The organism is Streptomyces polyasparticus (assembly GCF_014493765.1).
Lineage (GTDB): Bacteria > Actinomycetota > Actinomycetes > Streptomycetales > Streptomycetaceae > Streptomyces > Streptomyces polyasparticus.
The window spans coordinates 14,993-28,680 of record NZ_JACTVJ010000039.1; the positions used below are offsets into that span (position 1 = coordinate 14,993).

Genomic DNA, 13,688 nt, shown 5'->3' on the forward strand with positions numbered 1-13,688 from the left:
CACCGCGTACGCGACCGGCAGCACCACGGCCGAGACCACAGCGGCGGACGTGGCCAGCAGAAACAGCAACGGCAGCAGACGTACGAGACGCCGGACGCGGCTCATTCGCCGCCACCGCCCTCGCCGACGATGCCCTGCAACACGGTGACGAGCACAGGCGCCAGGATCGCCAGCCCATAGCCGATCGCGGCGGCCTTCAACGCCCGCTTCGCGGCCTCGACTTCGCCCGGATCACCGCCGGCCATCAGATAGCGCAGCCCGCCGAAGGTGAGGAACAGCGTGGCGAGCCCGGCCAGAAGTCCCACGATCCAGTTCCGTAGATTCGCGATCACCGTGGGGATGTCCGCGGCCGCCCATGACAGCGGCGAATCCGCCACCAGTACGACGGCGGCCACCGCGGCGACGACCAGAAACCGGGCTGACCACCGCAGCGGCCCGAGCATCCGCCTCCACCGCTGTGACGGAAGGTGATGACGTCGACGGGGCCGACGGAGCACGACTCGCATGGCACACGCACCTCCATCAGGCGCACGCTCGACGCAACGGAACGCGGAGAGGAAGAGGAGGGAAGAGACAGGAGGGGAATCCGACGGGCGCGGGTGAGCGGGCCTTCCCAGGCGCCGTCCTCCTTCACGAGGCGGGCAAGGGTTTCCGGGGTGTCAGCACCAGACGGCAAACCCACCCGCACCAGCCGGGTCAAGACCAAGCCCGCACACTGGCAGGCCCGTCCCGACCCGGACCGCGCTCCCGTTGGCCACGAGAGCGCGGTCCGGTTCCTGCCTCATATGGAGAAACCCGACGCCGGATTTCTCGCGTGCGCGGAAAATGCCCGCGGGCTACACTCCGTCGTCCTGAGCCTGCAGATGCTCGGCGAGGCGTTGCTCGGCGGCGCCGCGGTGCCGGTACAACTGGGCCAGGCTGAGGCCGCGTTCAGCGGCGAGCTGCCGCATGTGCACCCCGTGCAGCCGACTGCGCGCGATCAACTGCGCCTCCCCGATATCGACCACACGGGCCCGCACCGCCCGTACGAGAACCTCGTGCTCACTACCGGAACGGTCAGCGCTGCGCGTGCCGTGCAGTCGCCCCACTCGGAGTCCGGCGTCCGGGGTCTCGTGCGCGATCCGCCGCCGGGCCGCGTACACGACTCGGTGCACCGCCCGGTCGGCGGCCCGCAGCAGCGCCCAGTCCAGCTCCGGGTGATCTACGGGCAGCGTCTGCAGCAGGGTGACCAGTGCGGCCAGAGCCTCCTGCTCGGCCTCGGCTCGCTCGATCGGCAACGGACGCGGCAGCCGGGCGAGTTGCCTGCGCAGTGCCGGAACGGCCATGGCGAGCGCGACGGTCGTCCACGGATCGCCGAGCGTGTGCGAACGGCGGATGACCTCGCGCCACACCTCGAGACGCTTCCCGGGAGGCGTGCTGGGGTGCACGAGACGGGCACGGACTTGATCCACGGGCAGGTCATCGACGGACGGCTGCGTGCACACGAGCTGGGCGGGCAGCGTCAGCGGGTGCGGTGCGCGGGCCAACGCGAGGAACGCGTCGTCCAGCACCTCCAGCGGCGAGGAAGCGGCCTGCGGGTGAGGAGTGCTGCGGTGACGGTGGTGCATGTCGGCTCCTTGAGCGAGCGGTCGACTGGAACACCGCCATCACCGCAGGCCACCGTGCCACCACCGCGCCACAGCAGAGCCATGACCGCGCCATGAGCGAGCCACCACCGTGCAACAGGCGGACCGCGATGCCCCTTCCGCCGTGGCAGAATCCGCCCTGACCAGCGATGACGCGACCAACTTCGGCGGCGCGGCCAACTTGCTGAAGAATCTTGAAGAGGACTCTGGCGAGGTGTCGCCCACCCCGCTGCACGATCTTGATGGCTCGGTCGTGGCTCGACCGTGGTTCGGTCATGGCTCGCGGAGGCCGGTCATCGGCACGGGCGCGCAACCACGTACGGCGACCTATCGATGCCCGGTTCCCGTCAGCTCTGTGACTGAGTCTTTTAGTTGGCCGGTCACGTGCTGATTGTTCTCTGACGCGGGCTGCCGCGGCCGTGTGGCACCGGCTGTTCATGGTCTTGACGGGGGCGGGAGGCTGAAGCGTCGCTGCCCATGCACCCGGAGAGGTGCTGCATCTGGGCTGGCTGGCTCGTTACGGGCTCATCGCAATGGGGTGTGTCGGCGCTCATGCATCTCGCTGAGGACCAGATTCATCCCGTAGGCCGCTATGCATCGCTGGTCAGCCGGGTAGTCGGTAGGCGATGCGGGAGCGGGCCTGCTCATAGACCTGCCGGATGATGACGCTGTGGGCGCCGATCTCATCCAGCGCCGCACGGACCTGCCGCACGCTGTAGGGTCCGGCGAATTCTCCTATCAGGGCCGACAAGGTGATTCCTGAGCTCTTATCCGCGTAGCCAAGGAGTTCGACCAGCTCGTCCTTCAAATGCATGGGCCTGATATTCCTTTCGATGGCGCAAGTGCAGCTCCGCCTGTTCACCCCTCCCGACATGACAGCAGGTCTCGATAGTCGGTCGTGCTGCCCCTGAAGAGGATAAGTCAGCGCCACAGAATCGAAGCGGCCTCAGGTCTGCCTCGCCTAGGAGTGCAGACCTGAGGCCGCATTCTTGTGAAGACTGCCGTGCAGCCTCCATGATCCGATACTGCTTCCGGCGAATCCGTACGCTAGATCAGGCCGAGAACACCGGCAAGCAGGACAAGCGGGAGCGGAATCACAGCCAGATCCCACCACGTCCAGTCAACCTGTCGCCGAACGCGGTCGCCCTGGCCGCCGCTCTGCTTAGCTAGCGCCTTTCGGATTTCTGCGGCGGCGGCTTCCACTGTTCCCCCGCGATCGATGAGCGAATTCGAGAACGCGAACACCGGAACATCATCGCCCCCATGGATTCGAATGCGTAGTCCGTGGCTGGTGTCGACGCCGCGGATGCACTCCAACGGAATCCAATAGCGGTCGAAGAGCCCGATTACTTGCAGCGCGGACTTGTGGATCGCCACCCGCGGTCGGCCCAGCGCGCGCCAGATGAGGCGAGCGAAGGACGCGAGGACCACAGCCAGTACCAAGGTGTCCATGCTCGAGTTCTTTGACATGGACGCGGGCATGAGCCCAAGCATGACGAACATGGAGCCAACACCGATTACGCCAAGGATGGGACCGCTGCGCCGTTGCAGGGTGATCTTGCTGGATTCGCGACGGCCTATTTCTCGCGCCACTCGCTTCCGTCCTGTCAGCACGTAGGTGCTCCTAGCGATCCTGCACTGCATGTGCCAAACGCCAGCCCTGAATTGGTGGCCATGTCACGTCCTGTGATGCTCCAATTTATCGCGCCCTTCGGGGCTGGCGGCCTTGTCGCGCCGCGCCACAGCGGTGGACGCGGGCCGGAAGGTCCACGAGTGATGGCGCTCCCACCCCAACTGCCTGCAAGTCCGCGGCCTAGGAAGCCACCTCCCACCGTCCATGCCAAGTCCCTTGCCAGGTCGCCGCCCTTGAAGTTTCCGTCGCGATAGTTCGCGAAATGCTTGGCTCCCGTGTAGGCGAGCCCAGCGCCAAGACAGACTCCCGCCGAGCTCACTACGCAGGCTGCGAAGACCGCACCCTCGGCATACCCACGCCAGTGATCGCTTACGTGACTGACCACCTTGCCACCCGTGTTGTCCCAGGCTTGGCACTGTCCCGTCCCGCTGACGACGGGCCGCCATCGGTCGAGCCGGGTGTGCAGCCGGAGAAGGACGGACTGCTGCAGTGCCTGGAATGCGGCGGCTGGTACCGCGGCCTGGGCGGACACACCGCCAACAAGCACAAGATCAGCGCCGACGAGTACCGTTCGCGGCACGGCCTGGCAGTCTCCCATAGGCTCCAGTCCGCCGACCTGGCCGAGACCCGCCGCGCGTACGGGAGACAGCGGTGGGCAGACGAATCCAGTCCGTTCCGACGCCAACACCGCATCCCCGACGACGCGACCCGCGAGCGCGCCAAGGCCGCCCGCGGTGAAAGCGCCCGCCGCCCTGGCGCCCAAGCCGTACTGCACGCGAACGGTGAAGCCGTTGGACGCCTTGCCCGTGAACGGGCCCTCGCGGCCGACGACGCACTAGCCCGCACCCTCGGGCACCCCGACGCCGCCGCTCTTGTCGACGCCACCCGCCACTTGACCGGCGTCGCCTTCGCCTCCCTCCTCGGCGTCCCCTACCAGACCGCCGCCCGCCTTCGCAGCCGCCACGGATCCACCCGACCGCGCGCCGCGGGGGCCGAAACGACCGAGTGATGGGCGCAGCCGCTCAACGACGCCGTGCCGAAGGATCATCAGCCAGTGCGGGCGCGCGTCGAGCGCCGCAGCCTCCTGGTTACCGCACGAGGCGGCCAACTCGCGCGGGGCCAGGCGCTGCTCTCCACAGGCCGGGGTCAGCCGACGGCGTATCCGGAGGCGGCTGCGGCCGGACTGGCCCGACAGCCGCCCGCCGACCGTCCGCCCTACAGAGGCTTGGCCGCGTTCAGGATGCGCGCAGGGAGATACGGACTGCGTACGCGGATGTTCCAGCCCCTTCGCCGCGCGTGGCAGGCCAGCGCGAGGATGGGGAGGCTGACAGCGGCGTTCGGGTCGGTGGCGCGGTCTGCCACGAGGTAGTAGTCGCGATGGGCTTCGAGCGCGTCGAGGAGCGCCAGGTTGAAGCTCTCCTCATCGCCTTCGACGAGCTGGGACAGCAAGGTGGTGGGCGGCGGGAAGAAGCCCCACCGTTCGATCTTCTCCAGGTCCGCGAGAGCTCGGTCGGTGGCGAGCTCGGGATCGACGCCGCGCAGGTAGTCGTGCACCGCCTGGTAGTGCGCCTGGTACGCCGAGCCGTCGGAGAGCCGCTCGGGTTCGATCGTGACCAGGGCGGCGAGATCCTTCCGGACCCCGGTGATCAGGGCCAGATTGACGGCGGTGAGCCAGTTGAAGGCGCTCAGGTAGTACGAGTCGTACGTGCCATCGCTGCGGGCCGTGCGGAAGGCCGCCGCCCCACATCGGGAGGCCAAGGAGAGGTGCGCGAGCTGCTCGTCGGTAGTTTCGCCATCAGCACCGACCCGCCACTGGAAGTACAGCACCTGATCGCGCATGGCCTCGGCCCATGTGGTGGCCGACACCGGCTCGTCCTGGCTCAGGGCGAGTGCCTGCGCGGTCTCCTCCTTGAGGTGGGCCAAGGTGTCCGGGTGGATGGGGTGGCGGTCACCGGGACGGTCGAGCGAGACGCTTCCGGCGGCGAGTTGGGCCGCCGCGTCAGCCCGCCGATCACGGCCGTACGGCCCGACCCGCGGCCCCGGCGTCTCGAACCCGGAGACCAGCGCGTGCGGCAGGTAGTCGGTCTCGACCGGCACCGGCCAGCCCTCCCGCCGATACGCGAGCGCCGCCAGCGTCAACGGGAGCAGCGGCAACAGGCCCTCAAGACGCTCGCCGCGCACAGCGGCGTCGTGATGCGCGGTCACGAGCACGCCCAACTCCTCGGCGAACACAGCCTGTTCCCCTGCTGCGAGCGCCCTCAGCGCCCTCAGTGCCACGCTCTGCGGTCGCTGCGTCAGGCCCTCCCCGCCCGCCCGCTCCTGTTCGGAGATCCGGCCGAGGGCAGCCTCGATCGCGGCCAGCCGCTCCTGACGCGACGGCGAGGAACTCTGCATCTCGTCCCCGGTGTCCCCGAGCACGTACGCCATCAACCCATTGATCAGCTCGACCGCAGGCTGCCCGGCCGCACCCTCCTGAGGCGCTTCACGGGCGAAGTGAAACGCCTCACCATGCCGCTCCGCACGCCCGGCCAGCACGTTCAGACAGAACGACTCGATCCAGTCGCTGGCTGAGATCGACACACGCTTACCCCCGGCCTCCCGCTCGTAAATCAGGCCCCAGTTCACGTAGTTGAGATGGACCTGGAAGGACTCGAACGGGTAGTACGCGGCGTAGCACACCTTCCCGGCAGCGGCCTCGGCAGCATCAAGCAGCACGGCCTTGGCCTCCGGCGAGCGCAGAGCAGGATCGCGTGCGGACTGAGCGCAGAGGTAGCCGACGAACTCCTCCGCGATCATCCCCCACTCGTACGTGCCCACCGGACCGGCCTTCGACATGGAGTGCACCTCCCGGCCGATCCGGTTGGTGAAGTCGTCGAGCACCGCCGAAACGGTCGCCTCGCCTATGGTGTGCCGTTCGATACGCACCTGTGCTGCTCCCCGTACATCAGACTGCTGCCACCCTAATGACCAGCATCGATCCACCATGCGCAGGGGTACGAGGGGCAGGTGGAAGTCGGGAGGCGTCGCAGCCTAAGCGCGGGCCGGCCCCCGGTTGAGCGTCCGCTGCAACGTCACCGCGTGATGCGTACGCAGCCGCCGCACCTCCCAGACAGACAGCGCGGTCACCGACACCGGGGCGCCGACCAGGAAGGGCCACGTACTCACGTCGGCGCGGTGACCGGGGGACGCCGCGGCTCTCGGCGAGCCACCGCCAACCTGTACGACCTCGTCAGTTGGCGTCGCATCGCCCAAGGCCGGAGACGAACCCGGTCCACGCGGCATGCGAGATAACGATCCGCGGACCCAAGCGCTCCTTGGAGTCGCGGACGTGGACGGCCTCGGGGGTGGTAGCGACCTCGACGCATTCCCCGCCGTCCCCGCCGCTGTAGCTGCTCTTGAACCAGCGCAGCCGTTCGGCCTGTTCGTGCCTCATCCTGCTCCCAGCAGCTTCTCGACAAGTGCGTAGGAATGTGACGGGCTCAGCGCCTGCCCCCTGATGCTCCCATAGCGTGCGGCGAGCATACGGACCTCGTCCGGATCCGTGATGAGCCGATTGACGCTCTGGAACTCGCCGTACCCCATCTGCGGCCGTCCCTTCGGGGTGAGCAGGATGAAGGGGCCTTCCATCCCCGCGTGCCCCTCGCAGTCCAGGGGCAGCACCTGGATGTCCACGTGGCGGAGGCGACTCAATTCCGCGAGGTGCTCGACTTGCTCCCGCTGGACCTGCTGCCCGCCGATGGTTCGTCGCAGTACGGACTCTTCGATCACCGCCGCTACTGACGGGGGCGGCCAACGGTTCAGGATTTGCTGTCGGTCTAGCCGCGCGGCAACCCGTTGCTCGATGGTCTCCTCGTCCAGGAGTGGGCGCCGCGCCGTAAAGATCGTCCGTGCGTACCGTTCCGTCTGGAGCAGGCCAGGCACGGTCAAGGTGCTGTAAAAGCAGATCTCGACGGCCTCGGCTTCCAGCGCGGCGTAGTCCCGGAACCACTCCGGATGCCGGACCCTGCGCCGGGCCTTCACCCGCTCCACATCCTCCGCGAGCAGCGCCAGCAACCCGCCGCACCCGAGCAGGTCATCGACCGCCTTGAGGAAGTCCGGCTGCGGCGTGCGCCGGCCCCGTTCGATCGAAGAGATCTGCTCCTCGCCGTATCCGACGCGTTGGCCCAACTCTCGCTGGCTCAACCCATTCCGTTCCCGCGCGGCTTTGATCATGCGTCCGATGGCCCGGAAGAGGTCTGCGGCCTCGTCCGAGCCCGCTGGGTCGTCGGTCCGTGTGTCGCCCCGCACCGCCATTGCTGCCACCCACCCGTCCCCAGTCCGTCGTCGGCCTCGTCGTCACACGCCCACTGATCGTCACCTGTGCACGTCACGGGCGGACACCCGTACAAACGCGGCGCCCACCCGGACAGCCCTCCCGGCCTGCTCAGACAGTCACCTGTCGTACCGGTCGGGACCCTCCACAGCGTAGATCCGCTCCGTCACCCTCAGTGACGTGAACCAGGAAACCGGAACAACAATCCGCCAACCCCTCCTACCCGCAGATCACTTGGGCTTCAGTGCCCTCTTCGCCACCACCGAGCACGGCGCACACTCCGTACGCCACGCCGCCGAGCGGTGGCTCGCAGAACATCTCTCTGCCGACAACCCCCACGACGAGGCACTCGTCTCCTCTGCCACCCTCCTCATCGCCGAGCTGACGGCGAACGCCGCCCTGCATGGCCACGTCCGGGGGCGAGAGGCCCGACTCCGACTATGCCTCGACCCCGGAGAGCTGCGCATTGAGGTGACCGATGCCCGCGGCGATGTACTGCCCGCGCCGCAACTCGCCGGCGAGCACGGCGAGTCAGGTCGAGGGCTGGTGCTCGTCACCGCTCTGTCCGATGAATGGGGCGTACGCCCGCACCATCCGGGCGGGAAGACGGTGTGGGCGGTGTGTCGCCGATGACGTGTCTGCGGGTGAAGTGGCTACTGGTCCCCTTCTCCCTCCAGGCCCAACAGGAGCCGTTCAGCCAGCTCTGCCAGCGTCTCGCCGTCCTGGGTAATCCAGCGGGCGGTGCCCTGGTTCGATACGGGGCGCTCCTCCCAATCGGCGAGTTCCCACATCCGGGAGACGAGACCGCTGGGCGAATAGCGCTGCCGGTCGTATTCCCAGATGAGGGCCTTGTTCGTGTTGCCTGTCCACGTGGCTCGGGAGCGGCTCTCGTCGGCCGCGAGCCATGTCTCCAGTGCTTCTTGTTCGGCCGGTACGTAGAGGCTGAGGCGCAGGGGGGCGCCTTCTGCCAGCGCACCTTGGTTGACAATGACGTGGACCGAGTTTGGGCGGCGGGGCTTGCGCGCTCGCTCTTCCCTGCGGAGGTACTGGGACACATCCTGCGTTTGGCCGCCTGCGGTCAAGACGTCCAGGACATCGGTGACGAGGGCGGCGCACTCTGCGTCGTCTATGCACACTCGTTTGAGGTCTGAGCGGGTGCCGTGCCGTGCATCCAGTACGCCGAGGAGGACGGGGACGGTCCGCTCCAGCAGCGAGGGTATTCGGTTGCAAGCCTTCTCATACCAGGTTGTGGCGGGGGCCGCGGGGTCGGGCTCGCCGATACCGGCGTCTTCTGCCAGCAGCTGGCGGAAGATGAGGTGGGTGAGCAGGAAAGCTCCGTCGTCGATTACCGCGGCTCCGCGCTTTTCGTACTGCTCGCGTACTGAACGCAGTGCCTTGCGTGCGTCGCGCAGGACCCGGACGGCGTTCCAGACCTCGAAGACACCCGGTACGGAGCGGAAAAGGGCGTCGTAGATGGAACCGCTACCGCGCTGCCACATCACGTCCGTGGAATCGGCCGCCACGAGGCGTGCTGTGTGGCGGCTGGCGGAGTGGGCACAGGCGAGCGCGCAGGCGGCTTCGACCACGGAGCAGCCTTCGTCGCCCTGCGGTTCGAGTTCGCCACGGCGGACGCTGTAGACGAGGTCGAGTTCGGCCCGGAACTCCTCGATGAGGACGGCTTGTACGGGGTCGAGCGCGATGCGGTCGCGGTCGGTGATGTGGTTCTGCCGGTTTGTGGCCTGAGTGGTTTTCTGCGCGAACTCGGTGTCTCCGCCGGTGACGATGATGCGCACGCTTACTTCGGCCGACTCCGCCTGCTCGTCCTCCTTCGCTGCGTCGATGACAGCCCGCACGGTCTGTGCGCCGTTGACGACGCTCGCGCCGCGTGCGGTGAGCCGAAGCGGAAGACGCTCTGGTTGCTTCTTGGATCCCTTCTCGATGTCCAGGGACTCGCACAGGATGGTGATCCCGTTGTTGAAGTACCAGAAGTTGGCGGGTTCTTCTGTGAGCGTCTCCACCAACTCGCTGTTGATGGGGGTCAGTCCGAGAGGGTTGCGGATGTTGTGGTCGAAGAGCCGGTTTCCGTGCTCGGCCCACTCCACGATCTGCTCCGCCTGAACCACGCCTTGGTATGCCTGCTGGTCGGAGGGTGCGCAGGCGAACCATGGAGACATTGTCACCTCAAGAGTGATCGGCTCAGGCCGCTGGTCGACACGGGCCTGCGCGTAGATCTCCGGTGAATGGATCACCCGGTGGAAGACGTGGGTGCCGTCGTGGTTGAAGTCCTTCTCGCCATTCTCGATGGCTTGACGTACGCCCGGAGAGAGGTCCTTGGTGCCCATGAGGACGATGACCTGCGTCACCTTGGTCATGTCCGAGCCGAGCAGCTTCTTCGCCTGGTCGGCCAGGATCCGGCCACGAGGGTTGAACTGACGGGACTCCCCGGCATCGATCAGGGTGAGCCCGGAGAAGAGTTTGAGCACCGCGGTTTCATCGGCCTTCGCGGTTCCGGTCGGGCTCCATTTGGACTGCACGAGGTAGATATGCGCGTTGTCCTCGTCAACGGCGATCGCGTCGATCCCCTGGTCACCTCCACCGTCGATGACGCAGGCCGCTGCTTGGGCAGGGGTGCAGTCGGTGACGATACGCACGGCATGTGCGGCCAGGGCACGAGAGCGACGGGCGACGACGAGGTCGTCCGGTCTGCGATTACCGAAGTCGCTCATGTCTATGAGCGCGCCGTACGTTGCGTCGAGGAAGTTGGCGACTTGGCGGACCTGGGCGGGGATATCGGGGCGCGAAGCGGTGGTCATGGTTCTCCGGGGCGGCGATCGAGGTCTCGGGGACGTATCGAGAGTGGGGGCTGCGTCACATGCTGGAGTCGAGCGCGTCCACGACCGCCTGGAAGCTGCTGCTCGCACTGTTCAACTCAGTGACGATGGACGCTGCGATGTCACGAGGAGACCCGAGGTCCTGCAGGTCATCGCCAAGGTCGGCCCAGAGGTCCAGGCTGGTGTCGGGGCGTGCAAGCAGATCGGCCACTGCATAGGGCTTGAAGGAGCGCGACGGGGTGCGGTGACTGTGGTCTGGGTCGTCCGGTCGGTAGGCGGAGAGGAAATCCGCTAGATCGTCCTCGGTTAGTGGGTTGACCGTTCCTGCACGGTGGTTGCCCGTGCGGGCGTCGTAGACCCACAGGGTGCGGGTCGCGGCCTCGCCGCTGGGGCGAGGCGCGGGCTTGGTGAAGAAGAGAATGTTTGCCTTGGAGTTGGTGCCGCGGAAGATGCCGGTTGGCAGGCGCAGCAGTGTGTGCACGTCACAGTTATGCAGCAGCTTGAGACGTACCTCCGCGGCGGCTCCCTTGCCGAACAGCACAGTGTCTGGCACGAAGACGGCTGCGCGTGCGTCTTCTGGCAGAGTGACGGCGATGTGCTGAAGGAAGTTGGTGGGGAGGTCTGCTTTCTTTGCCCAGAAGTCGCTTCGGTGGGTGGTATCGACGGCTAGGTCGGTGCTCTTGAAAGGCGGGTTACACAAGGCCACGGTCGCGGCGACGTCGCGGTCCTGGCGCTGTATCGCTACCGCCTTGCGAGAAAGGGAGTCCGATCGCTGCATCGGAGGGATGCCGGCGAATAGCCGACGGGTGTTCAAAAGCACGTTCATGGTTGCGAGCCGGCACATCTGGGGGTCGATATCGGCGCCCGCAATGGCGGAGTCGTCTACTTTGGTTCCATGGCTCGCCATCTGGCGGTGCGCCGCGATCAGAGTGCTGCCGATTCCGCCAGCCGGGTCGATGACTCGGTCATCGGGGGTGAGCGCGAGCGCCTTGGCGACAACGGTGAGGAGCGGTAGCGGCGTCAGGAACTGCCCAGTCTCGCGCTTCTTCAACATGTCGTCGTAGCAGTCGGAGAGAAGCTGGGCGAAGGCTTGCCCCAGCTCTGTATGGGGCACCTGGGCCCAGTGGTAGGGGTTGATCTCCTCGGTGATGAGCTGTCGCAGCTCACTCATCCGGTCGATGTTCCACGGCTGGGCGTCGTGGAAGAGGACGCTCGCTGTGGTGCGTCGCTGATTGTCTGGCGAGGGTGCGCCAAGGGTACGCATGGTGCGGGTCAAGTAGCCGTGGAGATCTTCTCCTCCACGTTCGACGATATGGGGCCAGGTGTCAACGGAGGGCGCCACGGGCCGAGCGGCGAACTTGCTTTGGCGATTGGCGCGTTCGTGATCGAGCTTGAGGAAGAGCAAGTAGGCGATGTGCTCGGCGAATTCAATCTTCGTGACAGCGCGCATACTGGACTTCTCGTTATAGAAGGCCCACCAGCGACGGACGATCGAGCCTGCAGTCCAGTGCTGCTCAGGTCGCCCGCCTTGCGTCGGAAACCCGGAAGTCCCCTGTATTCCGCCCCGCCCCGTTACCATTCCGCTCAACTTCCTTCCCCTGCCGCCCGAGTTCGAGCCAAGGCCGTCCGCCTTCCGGCCCGACCTCGGGTGTCGGAAGGAGACGGCTACTCGGCTCGGTTTTCCCCGGCTTCGTCGGTGCCATCGTCGGTAGTTCTGGTGGTACCCGTGTTCTTCAGAGCACGCGCCACAGTCGTGAACTCGGCCAAAGCGGCCTCCAGCTCATCCACGATCTCCTGGGCGATCACGTCGGGTGACGCGAGGGCCGTCTGCGCGGAGCTCGCCTCTGAAGTGAAGGCGGTCAGGTCGAGGTTGACCTTGTCACGGTCGATCAGCTCTTCGTAATCGTAAGCCCGGAAGCGATCATTGGGCTTGCGGGCAGAGAAATCGGTGCCGCCAGAGTGGAAGGCCGCGACGAAGTCGTCCAAGTGCTCGCGGCGGAGCTGACGCTGCTTCAGCGTGAAGCGTTGGTCGGTCCGGAAGTCGTAGACCCAGAGCTGTTTGGTGCCCGGCCGGCCTCCGGAGCGCTGGCCGGTCTTGTCGAAGAACAGGACGTTGGCCTTCACGCCGTTGGCGTAGAAGATGCCGGTGGGGAGACGCAGCAGGGTGTGCATGTCGCACAGGTTGAGTAGATTACGACGAATCGTCTCGCCAGCTCCGCCCTCGAACAGGACATTGTCGGGGAGCACGACGGCGGCTCGCCCGTTGGTCTTCAGCAGGTTGTAGATGTGCTGGACGAAGTTGAGCTGCTTGTTGGTGGTTTGTGTCCAGAAGTCGGTGCGCGCGGTGTACGCCTCGCCAGTCACCGATCCGACGCCGAACGGCGGGTTGGCGAACACGATGTCGTAGAACCGTGTCGGCGCCTTGGCCAATGAGTCCTGCACAGTGATCAGCGGCTTGGCCCCGGACGTGCCGATGTTATGCAGCAGCATGTTCATGAGTGCCAGGCGGGCGGTCTCCCGGACGAGCTCGTATCCAGTGATCGCTCCAGTCTGGAGCTTGCGTCCCTCATCCCCATAGAGCTGCTTCTCGTAGTGGTTAACGAGGTGGGCATGTGCGGCGATGAGGAACCCACCGGTACCGCACGCCGGGTCGGTGATGGTCTCGCCGACCTGCGGCCGCACACAGTCGACCATGGCGTCGATGACCGGGCGGGGAGTGAAGTACTGCCCGGCACCCGTCTTGCGGTCCTCGGCACCACGCTGCAGCAGGCCTTCGTAGGCGTCGCCCTTGAGGTCTTGCTCCTCAGTGGTCCAGCGGTGCGGGTTGATCAAGTCCATGATCAACCGCTCCAGCACGGCGGGTTCATGAATCTTGTTGCTGGACTTGGCGAAGACCTCACCGAGCATGGTGCCGCCACGTGAGCCGAGATCCTTAAGGATGAACTCGTAGTGGCTGAGCAGGTCGTCGCCGGAGCGGGTGGTCAGGCTTGCCCAGTCCCGACCTGGCGGTACCAGCGGAGCTTCATCCTCGTTCTTTCGGCGGAACTTCGCCGGACGATTGGACCGCTCGTCCGCCATCTTCAGGAACAGCAGATACGTGAGCTGCTCCACGTAATCGAGCGTGGAGACGCCCGAGTGACGAAGAAGCTCACAGTAGGACCAGAGCCGGTTGACCAGAGTGCTGGTCGACGCGGTCATCCGGGGCGAGACCTGCGGCTCCTCAAGCTCCACCCGCTGCGGGGTGCGCTGGGTTGGAGCAGTGACTGGCTTGTCAGGACTCATGGTGC

Annotated in this window: 13 protein-coding genes; 2 read left to right on the plus strand and 11 right to left on the minus strand. The window is 66.4% G+C overall.

The features are described 5' to 3' along the window. Positions 1 to 101: 101 nt before the first annotated feature. From H9Y04_RS43435 to H9Y04_RS43450, 4 genes are all read right to left on the minus strand, one after another. Positions 102 to 443, minus strand: coding sequence for a pilin (locus tag H9Y04_RS43435; RefSeq protein WP_187819792.1), 342 nt, complete (start codon positions 441 to 443; stop codon positions 102 to 104). Positions 444 to 836: 393 nt separating this feature from the next. After that, the gene (locus H9Y04_RS43440) at positions 837 to 1,607 is read right to left on the minus strand and encodes a hypothetical protein (RefSeq protein WP_187819793.1); all 771 of its coding nucleotides are present in this window, start codon (positions 1,605 to 1,607) and stop codon (positions 837 to 839) included. 622 nt (positions 1,608 to 2,229) lie between these two features. Beyond that, on the minus strand, positions 2,230 to 2,439 hold the full coding sequence (locus H9Y04_RS43445) for a hypothetical protein (protein ID WP_187819794.1): 210 nt from the start codon (positions 2,437 to 2,439) through the stop codon (positions 2,230 to 2,232). 233 nt (positions 2,440 to 2,672) lie between these two features. Continuing rightward, positions 2,673 to 3,218: a PH domain-containing protein gene (locus H9Y04_RS43450; RefSeq protein ID WP_214662241.1), complete on the minus strand. Its 546-nt coding sequence runs from the start codon at positions 3,216 to 3,218 to the stop codon at positions 2,673 to 2,675. 449 nt (positions 3,219 to 3,667) lie between these two features. On the opposite strand from H9Y04_RS43450, the gene H9Y04_RS43455 reads away from it, so the two are divergent. Then, on the plus strand, positions 3,668 to 4,267 hold the full coding sequence (locus H9Y04_RS43455; protein WP_187819796.1) for a MucR family transcriptional regulator: 600 nt from the start codon (positions 3,668 to 3,670) through the stop codon (positions 4,265 to 4,267). A 206-nt stretch (positions 4,268 to 4,473) separates the two neighbouring features. Here the strand turns inward: H9Y04_RS43455 and H9Y04_RS43460 are convergent, their stop codons facing one another. From H9Y04_RS43460 to H9Y04_RS43470, 4 genes are all read right to left on the minus strand, one after another. After that, the gene (locus H9Y04_RS43460; protein WP_308802036.1) at positions 4,474 to 6,183 is read right to left on the minus strand and encodes an immunity 49 family protein; all 1,710 of its coding nucleotides are present in this window, start codon (positions 6,181 to 6,183) and stop codon (positions 4,474 to 4,476) included. A 105-nt stretch (positions 6,184 to 6,288) separates the two neighbouring features. Next, entirely contained in the window at positions 6,289 to 6,423 is a 135-nt protein-coding gene (locus tag H9Y04_RS47635; RefSeq protein WP_268980565.1) for a hypothetical protein, read from the minus strand. A gap of 64 nt (positions 6,424 to 6,487) precedes the next feature. After that, a complete protein-coding gene (locus H9Y04_RS43465; RefSeq protein WP_187819798.1) occupies positions 6,488 to 6,691 on the minus strand; it encodes a DUF397 domain-containing protein in 204 nt (67 codons plus the stop codon). Continuing rightward, on the minus strand, positions 6,688 to 7,551 hold the full coding sequence (locus H9Y04_RS43470; RefSeq protein WP_187819808.1) for a helix-turn-helix domain-containing protein: 864 nt from the start codon (positions 7,549 to 7,551) through the stop codon (positions 6,688 to 6,690). Before H9Y04_RS43470 ends, H9Y04_RS43465 begins: the two co-directional genes overlap by 4 nt. Before the next feature lie 199 nt (positions 7,552 to 7,750). On the opposite strand from H9Y04_RS43470, the gene H9Y04_RS43475 reads away from it, so the two are divergent. Continuing rightward, positions 7,751 to 8,203, plus strand: a complete 453-nt coding sequence (locus tag H9Y04_RS43475) for an ATP-binding protein (RefSeq protein WP_308802037.1) — start codon at positions 7,751 to 7,753, stop codon at positions 8,201 to 8,203. A 20-nt stretch (positions 8,204 to 8,223) separates the two neighbouring features. On the opposite strand, the gene H9Y04_RS43480 is transcribed toward H9Y04_RS43475, so the two are convergent. From H9Y04_RS43480 to H9Y04_RS43490, 3 genes are all read right to left on the minus strand, one after another. Continuing rightward, a complete protein-coding gene (locus H9Y04_RS43480; protein WP_187819799.1) occupies positions 8,224 to 10,383 on the minus strand; it encodes an AIPR family protein in 2,160 nt (719 codons plus the stop codon). A 55-nt stretch (positions 10,384 to 10,438) separates the two neighbouring features. After that, positions 10,439 to 11,851: an HsdM family class I SAM-dependent methyltransferase gene (locus H9Y04_RS43485; protein WP_187819800.1), complete on the minus strand. Its 1,413-nt coding sequence runs from the start codon at positions 11,849 to 11,851 to the stop codon at positions 10,439 to 10,441. A 215-nt stretch (positions 11,852 to 12,066) separates the two neighbouring features. Continuing rightward, a complete protein-coding gene (locus tag H9Y04_RS43490; RefSeq protein WP_187819810.1) occupies positions 12,067 to 13,683 on the minus strand; it encodes a class I SAM-dependent DNA methyltransferase in 1,617 nt (538 codons plus the stop codon). Positions 13,684 to 13,688 lie beyond the last annotated feature (5 nt).

Coding starts and splice junctions, on each gene's coding strand:
- H9Y04_RS43485 (WP_187819800.1), bottom strand. CDS start 11,851: ATGCGCGCTGTCACGAAGATTGAATTCGCCGAGCACATCGCCTACTTG.
- H9Y04_RS43465 (WP_187819798.1), bottom strand. CDS start 6,691: ATGAGGCACGAACAGGCCGAACGGCTGCGCTGGTTCAAGAGCAGCTAC.
- H9Y04_RS43470 (WP_187819808.1), bottom strand. CDS start 7,551: ATGGCGGTGCGGGGCGACACACGGACCGACGACCCAGCGGGCTCGGAC.
- H9Y04_RS43445 (WP_187819794.1), bottom strand. CDS start 2,439: ATGCATTTGAAGGACGAGCTGGTCGAACTCCTTGGCTACGCGGATAAG.
- H9Y04_RS43480 (WP_187819799.1), bottom strand. CDS start 10,383: ATGACCACCGCTTCGCGCCCCGATATCCCCGCCCAGGTCCGCCAAGTC.
- H9Y04_RS43435 (WP_187819792.1), bottom strand. CDS start 443: ATGCTCGGGCCGCTGCGGTGGTCAGCCCGGTTTCTGGTCGTCGCCGCG.
- H9Y04_RS43440 (WP_187819793.1), bottom strand. CDS start 1,607: ATGCACCACCGTCACCGCAGCACTCCTCACCCGCAGGCCGCTTCCTCG.
- H9Y04_RS43490 (WP_187819810.1), bottom strand. CDS start 13,683: ATGAGTCCTGACAAGCCAGTCACTGCTCCAACCCAGCGCACCCCGCAG.